This window comes from Pseudomonas sp. NPDC089547, assembly GCF_050280665.1.
Lineage (GTDB): Bacteria > Pseudomonadota > Gammaproteobacteria > Pseudomonadales > Pseudomonadaceae > Aquipseudomonas.
This window is the reverse complement of record NZ_JBNNVS010000009.1, coordinates 1-17,448: the sequence shown is the minus strand read 5'-3', so window position 1 is coordinate 17,448 and position 17,448 is coordinate 1. Positions and strand designations below refer to the sequence as shown.

The window sequence follows — 17,448 nt, the reverse complement described above, 5'->3', positions numbered from 1 at the left end:
TGCGCAGAGCTTTGTAGGAGCGGCCTTGTGTCGCGAAAGGGCCGCAACGCGGCCCCAGCATTTTTTGCATCAGAGCAGAAATCCTGGGGCCGCGTTGCGGCCTTTTCGCGACACAAGGCCGCTCCTACAGGTTTCGGCGCTCTATTTTGGTGCGGTGCGACGCCTACCGATCGTCGGGTGTCGTTATCAGTGCCTGTATTGTCGGTGACACTCAAGAGTGTCGTTTCTGGGCAACCTACACTGCGCGTGTCACCAAATTGCTCAGCCGTTACACGCACGGCGCCTAGCACGCCCGTTTGCGTACACCAGGCCAACTCGATCAAAGCACCTGATTTGCCAGACAAAGGCGTCGTTTTCAGGTTTTTTTGGATAGCCGTTCAATTTCAGGCACGGCGTTTGCGTTGAGATTGGCAACCGAGCCCCAGCACACGAAACCGGGGCCATAACAAGAAATCAGTGCCCGCCTGAGGCACACCCTGCATTTGTGTGAGGAGAAATCGCGATGACGTCGTACACCTCCGGGAACCCAACCCAGAACCGCACAGCACCCCAGTCCATCGGGTTTCTTCTATTGGACAATTTCACCCTGATTTCCCTGGCATCGGCCGTCGAGCCGCTGCGCATGGCCAACCAGCTGTCCGGCCGCGAGCTGTACCGCTGGCACACGCTGACCGTCGATGGCGGCCAGGTGTGGGCCAGCGATGGTTTGCAGATCACCCCGGACGCCGCCATCAACAACGCACCACCCATTGATACCGTGATTGTCTGCGGGGGTGTTGGCATTCAGCGTTCGGTCACCCGTGAGCACGTTACCTGGCTGCAATCGCAGGCCCGGCAGTCGCGCCGGTTGGGTGCCGTGTGTACCGGCAGCTGGGCGCTGGCCTGTGCCGGCCTGCTGGATGGTTTTGATTGCAGCGTGCACTGGGAATGCCTGGCCGCGATGCAGGAGGCCTTCCCACGGGTGAACATGAGCACCCGCCTGTTCACCCTCGACCGCAACCGCTTCACAAGCTCCGGTGGCACCGCGCCGCTGGACATGATGTTGCACCTGATCAGCCGCGACCACGGCCGTGAACTGTCGGCGGCGATTTCCGAGATGTTCGTCTACGAGCGCATCCGCAACGAGCAGGATCACCAGCGCGTACCGCTCAAGCACATGCTCGGCACCAATCAGCCGAAGCTGCAGGAAATTGTCGCGCTGATGGAGGCCAACCTCGAAGAGCCGATCGACCTGGACGAACTGGCGGTGTACGTGTCGGTGTCGCGTCGCCAGCTTGAGCGGCTGTTCCAGAAGTACCTGCACTGCTCGCCATCGCGCTACTACCTGAAGCTGCGCCTGATCCGTGCGCGGCAGTTGCTCAAGCAAACGCCGATGTCGATCATCGAAGTGGCTTCGGTGTGCGGCTTTGTGTCCACGCCGCACTTCTCCAAGTGCTACCGCGAGTACTTCGGCATTCCGCCGCGTGATGAGCGTGTGGGTTCCAATACTGCGCAGCAGGTGGCAATGATGCCGATCCCGCAGGCCATGACCCTGTCGCCGCACAGCGGACCGATGGCGGCCCTGAGCCAGGCGCGCAACGAGTCGACCTTTGCCAGTGTAAGGCTCTGATACCGCGTTGCCTGCTTCGCGGGCACGCCCGCTCCCACAGGTAAGGTGCAAGCCTCGAGACTTGTGAGGTCCCTGTGGGAGCGGGCGTGCCCGCGAAAAGGCCAACACAAATACATCGGTTGATAATGATTCTCGACTACGGGTAACATCGCCGCCCCCGAAACACTCTGGCATACCCCCCCGTGGCGGACGACAAACTCCAGCTCTACCTGGCCCACCGGGCGGCATTGCTCGACTATGCCGCGCCGATCGTCGGCTGCCGCGCCCGCGCCGAGGATGTGGTGCAAGAAGCCTGGCTGCGCTTCAGCCGCCAGCAGGACGACGCCGACATCCGCCACCCGGCCAGCTACCTGTATCGCATCGTGCGCAATCTGGCGCTCGACCACACTCGCCGTACCGCCACCGAGAAAGTCCAACCCGGTGGTGACGAGATACTCGTCGAACTGCCCTCGGCCAGCGCATCCCCCGAGCAGGTCGTTACCCAGCAGAACGAGCTGGCTGCCATCAGCCGCGCCCTTGAGGCACTGCCGCAACGCACCCGCGTAGCTTTCGAGATGCATCGCCTGGGCGGCCATACCCTGCAAGAAGTTGCCTGCCACCTGAATGTCTCCGTCAGCCTGGTGCACCAGCTGGTGCGCGATGCCTTGAGCCACTGCATGGCATGCCTGGAGGATGACCTGTGAAAAAACGCCAGGCTGGTGCGTCTTTTGCCGAACGGGGTAACTCTGTGCGACCCTGCGCGCCCTTCAGCCCTCAGGAGACTTGCCCGACATGACGTCAGCAGCCCCCACCTCCAGCCGCCGCGAGCAGGCCCTGGACTGGCTCCTGCGCCTGCAGCAGTCGCCTGATGATCCTCAGCTGCGGAGGGCGTTCGAGCAATGGTGCGCCAGCGACACGGCCAATGCCCAGGCTTACCAGAAGGCCGAGCGTGTCTGGCAACTTACCGGCCAACTGGCGCCGACCACCACCGACCTGTGGCCCAAGGCCGAAGTGCTGCCTCTGCCGATCAAGCGCCGATCAGGCCGGCGTTGGTGGCTGGGTGCGGCCGTTGCAGCTTGCTTGCTGGTGGCAGTCGCGCCTTCCTTGAGCCTGCGTTTGCAGGCCGACTACCGCACCGCACAGGGCGAAACCCGTGACATCACCCTGGCCGATGGCAGCGTGGTGCAGATGGACAGCGATACCGCCATTGCCGTGGACTACAGCGGTGATCATCGGGATGTGAAGCTGCTGACTGGCCAGGCGTTTTTCGAGGTGATGCCCGACAAGGCCAAGCCGTTCCATGTGCGTGCCGATGACGTGAAGGTCACGGTGACCGGCACCGCGTTCAACGTCGAATTGCGCCCAGGCAGGGTAGGGGTGGATGTGCAGCATGGTTCGGTACGGGTCGAGGACACTGGCGATGCGCAGGTGCTGGCCAATGCACTGACGGCTGGGCAGCGCCTGCGGTATGCCGATGGTCTGGTGCAGTTGCGTGCCTTTGTGCCATCGCAAGCGGCGGCTTGGCGGCAAGGGCAGTTGATTGCCGATGACCAGACGGTGGCCGAGGTGGTGCAGGCGCTGGCAGGGTACGTACCCGGCAAGGTAATGCTGCGCGACGATGCCTTGGGTACCAAGCGAGTGACCGGGGTGTATGACCTGCGTAAGCCCGAGGCTGCATTACGCGCAGTTGTCCGGCCCCATGGTGGCCAGGTGCGCAGCTATGGGCCCTGGCTTCTGGTGCTGAGTAAACCTTGAGATTGCCGGGGCCGCTTTGCGGCCCATCGCGACACAAGGCCGCTCCTACAGGGACCGCACAACACGAAGCTGACGCGGTCCCCTGTAGGAGCGGCCTTGTGTCGCGATGGGCTGCAAAGCAGCCCCAAAATCCCCCAGCAAATAAAAATTTCAGAAATTCCTGAAAATTCCCCGCACTGCCCCGTCTTCTCCCCCGCGCGCAACAACTGATAGCGATTCGTATTCAATTTTGCTGCCCGGCGAGTGTCCGGGGCGGGGATGTGGGATGACTCAAACAACAAGCCGGAAGCCGCGTAGTGCGCGGGGTTGGTCGTTGCGCCTGAAAAATGTGGCAGGGGCAAGTGTGCTCGGCCTTTGCAGTGCCTGGGTGACGATGCCGACACAGGCCGAAGAGGTTGCCAAGCCAAACGCCGAACTGGCACAGGTCCACGTTTTCGACATTCCGGCACAAAAACTGGCCATTGCCCTGATCAACTTCGGCCAGCAAAGCGGCTTGCAGGTCAGCGTCGACCCGGACCTGCTCGACGGCCTGCAATCCACCGCCATCAGTGGCCAGCTCAGCAGTGAGGCGGCACTGGCGCAGCTGCTGCTGGGCACCGGCATCACCTGGGACTACGAGTACGGCGCGCTGATGTTCCGCCTGCTGCAGGCCGACGCTGGCGCAATCGAACTGCACAACACGATGATCCTCGGTGATACCGAGGAGAACAGTTACATGGGCGCCACGGTCATCGACCGCAAGGCCATTCAAGCCTTCCCTGGGGCCAACGGCGACATCACCACGATCCTGCAGATGCACCCTAACGTGCAGTTCAGCAGCGACCAGAAAAGCTCCAGCACCCCGGGCGAGATCGACCCCGCCGACATCAGCATCAACGGCGCCAAGTTCTACCAGAACAACTTCATGATCGATGGCATTTCGATCAACAACGACCTTGACCCTGGTTCCCACACCTACAACGATACCCGCCAGTTCGATTCCACGCCCAGCCGCTCCCACGGTATCGCCCTGGATGCCGACCTGCTGGAAGAGATCAAGGTTTATGACAGCAACGTGCCGGTGGAGTACGGCGGCTTCAATGGCGGTGTGGTCGATGCCATCACCCGGCGGCCAACCCAGGATCTGCATGGCAAGATTTCCTATGCCATGAGCCGTTCCGAATGGACCCGCTACCACATCAGCGGCGAAGACAAGGAAAGCTTCGAGAATTCCTCCAGTGAACAAAGCCAGCCGGAGTTCAAGAAGACCACCGTACGCGGCACCCTCGAGGGCCATTTCAACGAAGACTTCGGCGCGCTGCTGAACTTTTCCCAGAAGCGCTCCTACCTGCCGCTGCGCACCTACAAAAACGGCTACAACAGCCCCAACAACGACAACGAGCAGGAGCAGACCCGTGCCCTCGACAACTTTCTGCTCAAGACCTACTGGAACATCAACGACCGCCTGACCCTGGACACCTCGATCGTCTACGCCCCCCAGGAAAACACCTACTTCCGCGAGGACAGCCGCGACTCGGGTTTCACCAACATCAACGGCGGCTGGCAGGCCTCGTTCAAGACCGTCTACGAAGGCGACAGCGCCCGCTGGACCCAGCAACTGGCGTTGACGGACCTGTATGCCTCGCGTGATTCCGACAGCGACGAGTACTACAACTGGTACTGGTCCACCAGCAAGGACTGGGGCAACCCGGACCGTGCCACCGCGCGTAGCCAGCAAGGCGGCTACGGCAGCTTGCAGCAAACCCAGCGTGGCCTCGACTACAAGCTCAAGGCCGACTGGCAGACCTTTGCTGTCGGGCCGACCCAGCACAGCTTGAGCACCGGGCTTGAGCTCGGCTACCAGCGCGCCACGTGGGAGCGGGAAGACGATGCGGTGGCCTATACCACCTTCAAGCGCGACAACGGCGCATCTTGCGGCAGCGACCGAGCGTGTTCCATCGGTACCCAGCTTAGTGGTGACAATCGCCAGTACGCCTCGGCGATGATGGTCTACGGCGCCGGCCGCTTGCAGCTGGACCAGAAGAAGTACGCCCTGTTCGTGCAGGACGAGATCGGTTACGAAAGGCTTACCCTTCGCCCGGGGCTGCGCTTCGAGGGTGACGACTATATGGAGAAGAAGTCCCTTGCCCCCCGCCTGGCGGGTGACTACGACTTTTTCGGCGACCGCAGCACGGTGCTGGTGTTCGGCGCCAACCGCTATTACGGGCGCAACCTGTTCAAGTACCGGCTGGCCGACGGCCGCGACAGCCTTACCGCCCGTTATACCCGCGTCCAGCAGGCCGACGACTGGACACTGGCCAGCCGCAACCAGAACGCGAGCCAGTTCCGCAGCATGGACATTCCCTACGATGATGAGCTGATGCTCGGTATCAACCAGCAGTGGTTTAACACCGACTTTCAACTCAAGTACATCAATCGCAAGGGTCATGACCAGATCTACCGTACGCAGCCCTACTACAACCTGGATGAAGCGGAGATCCCGGCCGGCTACAGCAAGAACTACTTCGTCTACCTCAACGCCGGAACCAGCGAGACCGAGAACATCAGCCTGACAGTCACACCGCTGCAACCGTTGCAGTTCCGTGGCACCCGCACCAGCGTGCAGCTGGCGCTGGACTGGTCGCAGAGCAAGGGCGCCCACGGCTCCACATACGAAGCGGGGGTGGATCGCGAGGAGATGGATAACGAGCCGGTGTACTACGACGGCAAGCTGGTGCCTTACGAGGAACTGCCGGCCAGCGACTTCAACCGCCCCTGGACCGCACGCCTGGTGACTATTACCGATATTCCCCAGTGGCACCTGTCGGTGAGCAACTTCTTCCGCTACCGCGGCCCCTACGACCAGGTGGTCAAGGTCAGCCCGGACGCCGAAGTCGACGGCAAGACCTACAGCCGCTACGAAACCGTCGCCACCCCCGGCGCACCCACCTGGGACATGCGCCTGGCCTGGGACATCCCTACCGGCAAGGACCAGGCGTTCTTCGTCAACGTCGATATCACCAACGTCACCGACCAGGTCAACAAGATCGCCAGCCGCACCTCGACCAGCGTGGTCAGCTACGAAGTCGGCCGCCAGTACTGGCTGGAAGTTGGCTACCGCTTCTAACACCTTATAAAAAACCGTGGATACCTTGATGAAAAAGCTCATCGCGGGCCTGCTCGGCCCGCTGTTGCTCGGCGCCTGCGCCACGTTGCCCGAGGCCGACGCGCCGCTACCCTGGGATGCCCAGGTTGTGCACGGCCAACTGGCCAACGGCCTGGCCTACCGGCTGGTGCGCGACACCTCGCAGCCTGGCCGGCTCGACCTGCGCCTGACGGTAAAAGCCGGCTCGGTGGACGAAGCCGACGACCAGGTCGGCGTGGCGCACATGGTCGAGCACCTGGCGTTTCACAGCCGCGCTGGCGGCCAGCAGAAGCTGCGCGAACGCATGGCCGGGTTCGGCTGGGTGCAGGGCCGTCACTTCAATGCCGTGACCAACTACGAGCGCACCCAGTACCTGATCGGCCCACCGGCCGGCGTGCGCCAGGCACCGCAGGCGTTGCAGGCCCTGAGCGACCTGGCCTTCGCCCGCGACTACAACGCCCAGGACCTGGAGCGTGAGCGGCCGATCGTGATTGAAGAATGGCGCGGTGGCCTGGGTGTGGCCCAGCGCATGAACGAGCAGCGCACGGCCTCCCAACGTGTGGGGTCACGCTACCCCGGGCACCGCACCATCGGTAACGAAGCGGCAATCCGCTCGGCCAGCCTGCAGACGCTTCAAGCGTTCCAGAACCGCTGGTACCTGCCCAACAACATGGTGCTGTCGGCGGTTGGCGACTTCGACCCTGCGACCATGCGCGCCCAGATCGAAAAGGCATTCGGTGCGGCCAAGGCTGGCGAAGTACCGGGCCGCGAGCAGCGCGAGCTGGCGCTGGACCACACGCTGAAAGTGTTCCGCCTGCAAGACCCGCAATCGGGCAGTAACCAGGTGGCGATGCTGTTCCGCCTGCATGAGCCGGACAGCCGCGGTACCACACGTGCCGCATTGCGCGAGCGGCTGATCGACCGGATGACCCTCGCCGCCATGCTCGATAGCCTGCGCCGGCAACCTCTCGATACCGGGGTGCGTAGCCTGGTGGTGCAGAAAACGCTGATCGGTGAGCACTCCACTGTGCTCGGCATCGCGGCTGGCGTCGAGGGCCAGGCCCATGACCAGGCACTGCGACAATTGCTGACCGAGACCGAGCGCCTGCGCCAGCACGGTTTTAGCGAAACGGACCTTCAACGTGAGCGCGATCATATTCGTGCACTGGGCGACAAGACCCTGGCCAAACAGGCATCGCGAACCTTCGAGCAATGGGTGGAGCAACTCAACAATGCCGCTGTGCAGGGCAATGCCGTCACTGACCGGCATGCTACCGCTGCGCGCTATCTGGAGGTGCTAAGCAGCATCACACGCGATGACCTCAACGACCGTCTGTGGCGCTGGCTCGCCAGCCCTGATCGGGTATTGCAGCTGAGTGCGGCGGGTAGTTCCACGGTGGCCCTGCCAAGCGTTGCGCAGGTCGAGGCACGTCAGGCGAAGCTGGCCGCAACAGTGCTGCCGGCGCCCGTGCAGGTGGCACCGGCAATCGTCTCGGTACCGAGCCTGGAAATGCCGGCTGCGCCGCCAGCGGCATCTATCGTCGAGCGCAAGGCCTTCCCGGAGCAACAGGTGGAACACTGGCGCCTGGCCAACGGTGATCGGCTGGTCTGGCTGAAGCGCAATGGTCCGGAAGGCAAGTGGCTGCTCCAGGCCGATTCATCCGCTGGCTATCACCTTGCCGGCACCCCGGCCTGGCGCCTGCAAATGGCCGCGCAGTTGGCCATGCACAGCGGCCTGCCCGGGATGGATCGGCAGGCCCTGGCAACCTGGCGCCAGGAGCAGCAGGCCACACTCGGTTTCGACCAGCAGCCCCAGCGCCTGCAGCTCAACCTTGGCGCAGCGCCGGAACAACTGCTGGCGCTAATGCAGAGCTATCGGGTAAGCCAGCTGGCCAGTATCGACCAGGATACGTTCAGCACCACGCGTGATGTATTCCTGCAGCGCCTGCGCAGCCGCCCGGACGACGTACGTGGGCTGCAGGAAACCCGGCAGCGTGTGCTCAAGTACGGTGTCGATCACTGGCAGTCGCCGGACATCAGCGCCCTTGAACAACTGACTGTCGACCAGCTGAATGCCGACTGGAAGCGCCTGGCGAGTGCGCCGGTGACCTATTACCTGATGGCGGATGCGGCGCCGCAATCGCTGCAAAAAATGGTCAGTGAACTGCTCGCAACCATCCCGCGTGCGACACCGCTGGCCAGCCAGACGGCCCTGCAACAGCCTGGCCAGCGCCGCGATGACCTGGCGATCGCACTGGAACCACGTGTCGTGTTGCAGGCCAGCAGCTATCAGCCCCAGGCATGGAGCCCTGAAGCGGCAGCACAGGTCGCGGTGTTGCGTGACCTGGCCAACCAACGGCTGAAAGCACAGCTGCGTGGCGAGGCTGCCGGCGTGTATCGCCTGCGCTTCGAGAGTGAACTGAATGCCGACACCCAGCGCATCGAGAGCAGCCTGAACTTCACCTGCGACCCGGCACGTGTCGACGAGCTGTGGGCCATGGCCCAGAAGACCCTGGCCAACCTGCAGCCGGATGCCCAGTGGCTGGTCAGCGAGCGGGCCGAATTCCTGCGCCAGGAGAGCAAACGCCGCGACGATCCGCAAACCCAGTTCAAGCGCCTGATCCTCAGTGATCGCCGCTGGCACGACCCGCGTTACCTGCAGACCCAGGCGCAACTGCCTGAAGCGTTGACCTTGCCTGAAATGCAGCAGCAGGCCCGCCAGCTGTTCCCCCGCGCTAACCAGGTACAGCTGCGCCTGTTGCCCTCCGCCGCTGCACTGGAGCAGGCACTGTGAAAACCCTGCGCACCTTCTACCGCCTCAGCCGCCCGTTCTGGCGCGACCGCCAGCAGTGGCCGGCCTGGCTGATGCTGGCGGCGGTGATCGGCCTGGGGCTGCTGGTGGTGCAGATCAATGTGCTGATCAACAGCTGGAGCAAGACCTTCTACGACACCCTGGCAGCGTTCGACACGTCTGGCCTGTATGGCCTGGTCGGCGAATATGCGCTGTATCTGGGCAGTTATGTGCTGATCGTCGTGGCCATGGACTACATCCGTAAAGGGCTGGAGCTACGCTGGCGCCGGGCGATGACCGGGCGCCTGACCGACGCCTGGCTGGCCGACCAGGCCTTCTACCGCCTGGGGCTGACCGGCGAGCCGGACAACCCCGACCAGCGCATCGCCCAGGACATCGACCTGATGGTTGGCCTAAGTATCGAGCTGGTGGCGTCCCTGGTGATCAACTTGGCGCAGGTTGGCGCATTCATGGTGATCCTGTGGAACTTGTCGGGGGTGCAAACCTTCAACCTGTTCGGCGAAACCTTCACGATTCATGGCTACCTCGTGTGGATCGTGCTGGCCTACACCTTGGCCGGCAGCTTGCTGACGCACCTGATCGGTAAGCCGCTGCATGCGTTGAACTACGAGCGCGAACACCGCGAGGCGGATTTTCGCGCCAGCCTGCTGCGCAAGCGCGACCATGCCGAACAAATTGCCCTGTACCGTGGCGAAGCGGTTGAGCGTGAACACCTGGCTGAGCGTTTCCGCGCCATTGCCGACAACTGGCGGCAACTGATGGGGCGCGAGCGTAACCTCAGCTTGTTCACGGTGTCCTACGAACGCCTGAGTCTGATCATCCCGGTGTTTGCCGCTTTGCCGGCGTTCATGGCCAAGGCCATCACCCTGGGTGGGTTGATGCAGATCCGCAGTGCCTTCAACGCAGTGCATGGCTCGCTCAGCTGGTTCATCAAGCTCTATCACAAACTGGTGCGCTGGAGCGCGGCGTTGCAGCGCCTGGAGCAATTCGAGCAGGCCATCGCCGCCAGTCGTGAGCAGGCAACGGTTGCTGCGCGAGGTGATTGCCTGTGCACACGGGGCCTCACGCTTTGCCGGCCAGATGGCAGTGCGCTGCTGCGTGACCTGGACCTGCGGGTAGGGCAGGGGCAATGGTTGCGCCTGGGTGGGCGCAGCGGTCTGGGCAAGTCGACCTTGCTGCGCACTTTGCAGGGGTTGTGGCCCTACTGCCTGGGTAACTGGCAGCTGCCACCAGGGCGCAGTTTGCTGTTGCCGCAGAAACCCTACATGCCGCACATGAGCCTTCGCGCGTTGCTGGCTTATCCACAGGTGCAGCCGGTCGAAGACGTGTTGCTGGTGGATGTACTGGGCAAGGTGGGGTTGAGCGGGTTGATCGGGCAGCTGGACAAGCAGGCGGAGTGGGAGCGTGTGCTTTCTGGCGGAGAGCAGCAGCGGTTGAGCATGGCGCGGGCGTTGCTGTACAGGCCAGATACCTTGTACCTGGATGAGGCGACCAGCCAGCTGGACCTGGGCAGTGCGCTGGGGTTACTGGAGATGCTCAGGCGGGAGTTGCCGGGCTGTACGGTGGTGGGGGTGACTCACCAAGAGGGCCTGGCCGGCTTGTTCGATCAGACCTTCGAGCTGGAGAAACGGGTAGAGCCTGCATAAACCAGTGCCGGCCTCTTCGCGGGCATGCCCGCTCCCACAGGTACTGCGCTGCCTTCAAGGCCAGTGAAAACCTGTGGGAGCGGGCGTGCCCGCGAAGGGGCCGGATCAGGAGAAATCAGGCGCGCCGGCTGAACTGGGCCAGCGCTGGCAACAGTTGCTTGTCGATCGCCTGGCGCACGGCCGGCAAAATGGTCGCGCTACCGGTATACATCTGCTCGACCATGCCCTTCAGCGCCCGCGCATTAGGCTCGGTCAGCCCCCGCACCACCGCTTCGCAAGCCTGCTCGGCACTGGCTCCGGCCGGAATATCAAACCCGCGTGCTCGCAAGTGGCCGGCGAGGTCGTCCTGGTCAATCAAGTCCGCATGCATCATGGCTGTTGTCCCTTTTATCGCTAAGAGAGTGCTGCTGTGATTTACGACCGATTCTGTGACGCCTGCGACATACCCGCAACAACAGAATGGTGACATGGCTGCTTTGGCTAAGAACAGGTCGTTTACGGCTAAATCGACTGATCTGGAAGTGCGCACACTCAGGCCATCTACCCGCAACGGAGGGTTTGGTCACCCTCGTTCATGCACAGTGGATGTTGCTCGCTCTTGGCCCCGGATGCTCACGGCTTTCCGGGGTTATTTTTTTGCAAGGCCAATCACACGGCCTACATGAACGGGCGCTTGAAGCTGACGCTGTTCGTCCATTAGTCCCTGTAGTAACGCAGTGCTGCTTTCGCTGAACGGCGCCGACGTTGGCCCCGCCAAATCTACATGCAACAGCATCTGCTCACTGGCCGCCAGCGCCTCATCGAACCCGGCCCGGTGCAGGCTGTGATAGACGTGCAGACGCTTGCGATCAAAACCGATGATCTGCGTCTGCACCCATACCTCGGTGCCCAGCTTTACTTCATGCAGGTAGTTGATGTGCGCCTCCAGGGTGAACAGTGAGTTGCCACTTTGCCCACGGCTGTCGGCATCCAGGCCGATGCGCTCCATCAGCGCATCGGTGGCATAGCTGAAAATCAGCAGGTAGAAGGCATCGCGCAGATGCCCGTTGTAGTCGACCCAGTCCTCCTGGACTGGGGTGCGGTAGGTGATCAGTGCGGGCATCGTGGCCTCCTCAATCGCTGAACGACATGCCGTGCTTTTCCTTGCTGCCCTTCACGGCTTCAAGCACTGCCAGCAGCGTGTCATCACGATAGCGTTCCAGTGCGGCGATGCTACGGTCACCCAGTTGCTCAGAGGTGCCGTCCACCACATCGTCGATCAGCTTGTCGGTCAGTTCCGGTGCTGGCAGGTAGGTCCAGGGCAGTTTCAGCGCCGGGCCGAACTGCGACATGAAGTGGCGCATGCCCGCGTCGCCACCGGCCAGGGTGTAGGTGAGGAAGGTGCCCATGAACGACCAGCGCAAACCGGCGCCAAAGCGGATCGCGTCGTCGATTTCACCGGTAGTCGCCACGCCGTCGTTCACCAGGTGCAAGGCCTCGCGCCAGAGCGCTTCGAGCAGGCGGTCGGCGATAAAGCCGGGCACTTCCTTGCGCACGTGCAGCGGGCGCATGCCAAGGGCGGTATAGATGGTCTTTGCCGCCTCGATGGCTTCGGGCGCGGTACGGTTGCCACCGACGATTTCCACCAGCGGCAGCAGGTACACCGGGTTGAACGGGTGGCCTACCACGCAGCGCTCGGGGTGCGTGGCAGACTCGTAGAACTCGCTGGGCAGCAGGCCGGAGGTGCTGGAGCCGATGATGGCCTCGGGCTTGGCCGCGGCGCTGATTTTTGCGTGCAGATCGAGCTTCAGGTCCAGCCGCTCTGGTGCGCTTTCCTGGATGAAGTCGGCGTCGCGTACGCATTCCTCGATGGTGGCGACGAACTTCAGGCGATCTTGCGACGCACCTGCCGCCAGGCCCTGCTTCTCAAGCGCCGGCCAGGCATTGGCAATACGCTTGCGCAGTGCCTGTTCGGCGCCAGGAGCCGGGTCCCAGGCGATCACGTCCAGGCCGTGGGCCAGGGCGCGGGCAACCCAGCCGCTTCCGATCACGCCGCTACCCAGGGCGGCGAAGGTCTTGATCTCGGTGATGAAAGGCATATCGCTTCCTCAGACTAAATAGAATTCTTCGGGCAAGCGCCAAGCCCTGTGGGAGCGGGCGAGCCCGCGAACACCGGCGTAGCCGGTGCCATCCACCGCGTTGTCTGCTTCGCGGGCATGCCCGCTCCCACAGGACTTGTGGCGCAGTTGAAATTGTTGAAAGGCTTAGCGGCGCTTGAGGTTCATTTTTTCCCGGCCCTCGGCCGGGGTCAGTACACGGGCGCCCAGGCGCGAGATGATCTCCACTGCGCGTTCGACCAGTTGGCCGTTGCTGGCCAGCACGCCACGGTCCAGGTACAGGTTGTCTTCCAGGCCCACCCGCACGTTACCGCCCAGCAACACGGCCTGCGCGGCCATCGGCATCTGCATGCGGCCGATGCCGAAACCTGCCCAGGTCACGTTGGCGGGCAGGTTATCGACCATGGCTTTCATGGTGGTGGTGTCGGCCGGCGCGCCCCATGGGATGCCCAGGCACAGCTGGAACAGCGGGTCGTGCAGCAGGCCTTCCTTCATCATTTGCTTGGCGAACCACAGGTGGCCGGTGTCGAAAATTTCCAGTTCCGCCTTTACGCCCAGTTCGGTGATGCGCTTGGCCCCTGCACGCAGTTGAGCGGGGGTGGACACATAGATCGAGTTGCCATCGCCGAAGTTGAGGGTGCCGCAGTCGAGGGTGCAGATTTCCGGTAGCAGGGCTTCGACGTGGGCCAGGCGCTCCAGCGGGCCGATCAGGTCGGTGCCGGTGCCGAACTCCAGCGGCGTTTCACCCGGGCCGATTTCCAGGTCGCCACCCATGCCGGCGGTGAGATTGACGATGATGTCCACGTCGGCTTCGCGGATGCGTTCCATCACTTCGCGGTACAGCGCCACATCGCGGCTGAAACGGCCGGTTTGCGGGTCGCGGACGTGGCAGTGGACCACGGTGGCGCCGGCTTTGGCGGCTTCTACCGCGGCTTCGGCGATTTGCTTGGGGGTGACTGGGACAAGGTGGCTTTTCGAGGCGGTGTCGCCGGCACCGGTGAGGGCGCAGGTGATGATGACGTCGTGGTTCATGGCGGGTTCCTTGTGGTGTCTGTGCTGGCCTTTTCGCGGGCACGCCCGCGAAAGGGCCTTGTCAGTTGGCGGTAAGCTTGAGGTTGTCCGCAGCCGGCTTGCCATCGAAGGTGGTCACACCTTCAAGCCAGCGGGCCTTGTCCTCGGGGTGGTCTTTCAGCCACTGGCGGGCCGACTCAAGCGCGTCCTTGTGGTCGAGCAGCGGCTGCATCATGCGGCTCTCGTCCTCGGCGCTGAAGTTCAGGTTGGCCAGCAGGCGGTGGGCGTTGGGGCAGCGGTCGGCGTAGTCCGGCGCGGTCACGGTCCATACCGTTGCGCGGCCTTCGTCAGGGCCGAGCGCATCCTGGCTTTCACCCAGGTAGGCCATGTCGATGTTCACGTTCATCGGGTGCGGCGCCCAGCCGAAGAACACCACGGCCTCCTTGCGGCGCACGGCGCGGTCGACGGCGGCGAGCATGCCGGCCTCGCTGGACTCGACCAGCTGGAACTTGCCCAGGTCGAACTGGTTCTTGGTGATCATTGCCTTGATCTGGGTGTTGGCGCCGGAGCCCGGTTCGATGCCATAGATCTTGCCGCCAAGCTCCTTCTCGAACTTGTGGATGTCGGCGAAGGTCTTCAAACCCTTGTCGTAGAGGTATTTGGGCACGGCCAGGGTGGCGCGGGCGTCCTCCAGGCTTGGTTTCTCCAGTACCTTGACCTGGTTGGCGTCGATGAACGGGGTGATGGTCTGGGTCATGATCGGGTTCCAGTAACCCAGGAACATGTCCAGGCGTTTGTCGCGGATGCCGGCGAAGATGATCTGCTGCGAAGCGCTGGTCTGTTTGGTCTGGTAGCCCAGGCCATCGAGCAGCACCTGCGCCATGGCGCTGGTAGCGATGACGTCGGTCCAGTTGACCACGCCCAGGCGGACGTTCTTGCAGGCCGCAGGTTCGGCGGCGTAAAGCGGGGAGGTGGCGATGCTGCTCAGGGCAAGGGTCAACAGGCTGCGGCGGATCAAGCTGTGCATGGTGGCTCTCCATCGGCAGTGCATATTGTTATGGGGTTCCGACCTCTCTGGGCCGTGTGAACACGCTACGCTGCAACCAGGGTGAAAAATCGCACCCTGGCGACCAACACTTGCACGGAGGCGACCACCTTTGCCGTGGAGCATGCAATGCCGCACATCATTCATTTCCTGCTGTTACCCGGCTTCTCGGCCATGGGCTTCATCAGTGCCCTGGAACCGCTGCGGGTGGCCAACCGCTTCAAAGGCCCGTCGTACCGCTGGCAGGTGCTGAGCCTGGATGGCGGCGCGGTGCAGGCCAGCAACGGCATGTCGGTGAACGCCGATGCGGCGCTGGCGGCAGGCGAGCCTGCCGGCATCTTGCTGATCGTGGCCGGCTTTGATCCGCTGGCCTGTTACGGGCCGGCGCTGCAGCAGGTGCTACGCCGGCTGGACCATGACGGGGTGATTCTGGGCGGCATCGATACCGGTGCGGTGGTGCTGGCCGAGGCCGGCCTGCTCGACGGCCACCGCGCCACCGTGCACTGGGAGGCGCTGGAGGCCTTCAAGGAAAACTACCCAAGCTTGCAGGCCACCCAGGAGCTGTTCGAGATCGACCGGCGGCGCATTACCTGTGCGGGGGGCACTGCCTCGATCGACCTGATGCTCGACCTGATTGCACAAGCCCACGGCAGTGAGTTGGCGGTGCAGGTGTCGGAGCAGTTCGTGCTGGGCCGTATCCGACAGCGACAGGACCACCAGCGTATGCAGATTGCCAGCCGTTATGGCATCAGTAACAAGAAGCTGGTGAAAGTGATTGGTGAAATGGAGCGCAATACCGAACAGCCGCTCAATACCCAGGTGCTGGCTGAGGCGGTGCAGGTGACACGTCGGCAGTTGGAGCGGCTGTTCCGCGTGCATCTGGACGACACGCCAAGCGGGTTCTATCTGCGACTGCGGCTGGATAAGGCCAGGCAGTTGTTGCGCCAGACCGATATGAGTGTGCTGGAGGTGGGGGTGGCGTGCGGGTTCGAGTCGGCTTCGTACTTTACCCGCTGCTACCGGGCGCGGTACCAGCGTTGCCCGCGGGAGGACCGCTTGGCCAGGGCCGTATGAGGTTCTAGCAGCCAGGCGCCGACCTTTGTAGGAGCGGCCTTGTGTCGCGATAGGGCCGCAAAGCGGCCCCGGCTATTTCCGCGGCGAAGCTGAAAATGTGGGGCCGCTTCGCGCCCCTATCGCGACACAAGGCCGCTCCTACAAGGGATAGCGTCGCAATCAGCTCCTACTGCTGGCCTATGGACTGCAAATATTCAGACCGGTCATCACTGCGCTGCGCCACGCAGGTATCCCACGCCGCCTGGAACGCTTTGCTCCCCGGCTTCTCGGCAAATGTCTCGACTTTGCAGTCGGCATCACGCAGCTGTGTCCACAGCTTCTCGGCTGCATCCATACGCCCCACCAGCGCGGTAGCCTGGTCGCCTTCGTCGGCATACTGGTCGCGAATACGCTGGATCAAGTCATCGTAAGCCGCTTTCAGCTCCCGCTCGGCAGTCTGCTTGTTGAACGCAGCGCACGCGTAGGTCTGCTGGTCGGTCTCGACGTTATCGCAAGGCGTGCTTTCTTCCTCGCCGGCCTGCGCGCCTGATACGACGGCCAGCAGTACCATCCATGCCAATGATTTCATCCGTTTTCTCCTCAACAGGCTGACGAATCGCTGGGATTCTCCCTCAGCCGAGGGCAAGGCGGTAGCTCCCTGACGAAATGTTCATGAAACGGCCGGAAACGTCGTTATCGAGACTGCCTCTCATCGCCACGCCGCATGCCAGAGCGCGTGTTGTCGCGCATTGACGCTTTCGGCAAACCCCCTGTCGTTTTTGCATCGGGGCGTCGTTGGGCACAGGCATATGCTGGCCCCAAAGCGCCGGCAGAAGATTCGGCGCGGCCCAAATCAACAAAAGGGGACAGCCTGATGAGCCCAGCCGAACTTCACGCCGACAGCATCGTCATCGACGGCCTGATCATTGCCAAATGGAACCGCGAGCTGTTCGAGGACATGCGCAAAGGCGGGCTGACTGCGGCTAACTGCACAGTGTCGGTGTGGGAAGGCTTCAAGGCCACCGTCGACCAGATCGCTGCCAGCCAGAAGCTCATCCGCGACAACAGCGACCTGGTGATGCCGGTACGCACCACCGCCGACATCCGCAAGGCCAAGGAACTGGGCAAGACCGGCATCCTCTTCGGCTTCCAGAATGCCCATGCGTTCGAAGACCAGATCGCCTACGTGGACGTGTTCAAGCAGCTGGGCGTGGGCATCGTGCAGATGTGCTACAACACCCAGAACCTGGTGGGTACCGGTTGCTACGAGCGTGACGGCGGCCTGTCGGGCTTCGGCCGCGTGATCGTGGCGGAAATG

14 protein-coding genes are annotated in these 17,448 nt (G+C 63.0%); 8 read left to right on the top strand and 6 right to left on the bottom strand.

Translation table 11 applies throughout. The features are described from left to right. The first annotated feature begins 502 nt into the window (after positions 1–502). The 6 genes from ACQKPZ_RS08565 to ACQKPZ_RS08540 all read left to right on the top strand — a co-directional run bounded on the left by ACQKPZ_RS08565 (position 503) and on the right by ACQKPZ_RS08540 (position 10,925). On the top strand, positions 503–1,609 hold the full coding sequence (locus ACQKPZ_RS08565; protein WP_264387346.1) for a GlxA family transcriptional regulator: 1,107 nt from the start codon (positions 503–505) through the stop codon (positions 1,607–1,609). 182 nt (positions 1,610–1,791) lie between these two features. Next, positions 1,792–2,292 (top strand): sigma-70 family RNA polymerase sigma factor, encoded by a 501-nt coding sequence (locus ACQKPZ_RS08560; protein WP_403194199.1) that lies wholly within the window; start codon positions 1,792–1,794, stop codon positions 2,290–2,292. 88 nt (positions 2,293–2,380) lie between these two features. Next, entirely contained in the window at positions 2,381–3,343 is a 963-nt protein-coding gene (locus ACQKPZ_RS08555) for a FecR family protein (RefSeq protein WP_427536930.1), read from the top strand. Between the two features lie 373 nt (positions 3,344–3,716). Then, positions 3,717–6,449, top strand: coding sequence for a secretin and TonB N-terminal domain-containing protein (locus ACQKPZ_RS08550; RefSeq protein ID WP_427537116.1), 2,733 nt, complete (start codon positions 3,717–3,719; stop codon positions 6,447–6,449). Positions 6,450–6,477: 28 nt separating this feature from the next. Then, the gene (locus ACQKPZ_RS08545; protein ID WP_427536928.1) at positions 6,478–9,261 is read left to right on the top strand and encodes an insulinase family protein; all 2,784 of its coding nucleotides are present in this window, start codon (positions 6,478–6,480) and stop codon (positions 9,259–9,261) included. Further along, positions 9,258–10,925, top strand: a complete 1,668-nt coding sequence (locus ACQKPZ_RS08540; protein ID WP_427536926.1) for an ABC transporter ATP-binding protein/permease — start codon at positions 9,258–9,260, stop codon at positions 10,923–10,925. The genes ACQKPZ_RS08545 and ACQKPZ_RS08540 overlap by 4 nt, the downstream gene beginning before the upstream one ends. Before the next feature lie 115 nt (positions 10,926–11,040). On the opposite strand, the gene ACQKPZ_RS08535 is transcribed toward ACQKPZ_RS08540, so the two are convergent. From ACQKPZ_RS08535 to choX, 5 genes are all read right to left on the bottom strand, one after another. Then, entirely contained in the window at positions 11,041–11,298 is a 258-nt protein-coding gene (locus ACQKPZ_RS08535) for a hypothetical protein (protein ID WP_159412923.1), read from the bottom strand. Positions 11,299–11,553: 255 nt separating this feature from the next. Next, a complete protein-coding gene (locus ACQKPZ_RS08530) occupies positions 11,554–12,027 on the bottom strand; it encodes a thioesterase family protein (RefSeq protein WP_427536924.1) in 474 nt (157 codons plus the stop codon). A gap of 10 nt (positions 12,028–12,037) precedes the next feature. Beyond that, positions 12,038–13,003, bottom strand: a complete 966-nt coding sequence (locus ACQKPZ_RS08525; protein WP_427536922.1) for an L-carnitine dehydrogenase — start codon at positions 13,001–13,003, stop codon at positions 12,038–12,040. 165 nt (positions 13,004–13,168) lie between these two features. Further along, positions 13,169–14,053 (bottom strand): 3-keto-5-aminohexanoate cleavage protein, encoded by an 885-nt coding sequence (locus ACQKPZ_RS08520; RefSeq protein ID WP_427536920.1) that lies wholly within the window; start codon positions 14,051–14,053, stop codon positions 13,169–13,171. A gap of 61 nt (positions 14,054–14,114) precedes the next feature. Next, complete coding sequence (gene choX / locus ACQKPZ_RS08515; protein WP_391128295.1) at positions 14,115–15,059, bottom strand: choline ABC transporter substrate-binding protein; 945 nt, start codon at positions 15,057–15,059, stop codon at positions 14,115–14,117. 147 nt (positions 15,060–15,206) lie between these two features. On the opposite strand from choX, the gene ACQKPZ_RS08510 reads away from it, so the two are divergent. Beyond that, the gene (locus ACQKPZ_RS08510; protein ID WP_391128292.1) at positions 15,207–16,151 is read left to right on the top strand and encodes a GlxA family transcriptional regulator; all 945 of its coding nucleotides are present in this window, start codon (positions 15,207–15,209) and stop codon (positions 16,149–16,151) included. A gap of 166 nt (positions 16,152–16,317) precedes the next feature. On the opposite strand, the gene ACQKPZ_RS08505 is transcribed toward ACQKPZ_RS08510, so the two are convergent. Then, entirely contained in the window at positions 16,318–16,719 is a 402-nt protein-coding gene (locus ACQKPZ_RS08505) for a lysozyme inhibitor LprI family protein (RefSeq protein ID WP_427536919.1), read from the bottom strand. 285 nt (positions 16,720–17,004) lie between these two features. Between ACQKPZ_RS08505 and ACQKPZ_RS08500 the strand changes: the two genes are divergently transcribed. Continuing rightward, on the top strand, positions 17,005–17,448 hold a 444-nt coding region (locus tag ACQKPZ_RS08500), incomplete at its 3' end, for a membrane dipeptidase (RefSeq protein WP_427536917.1).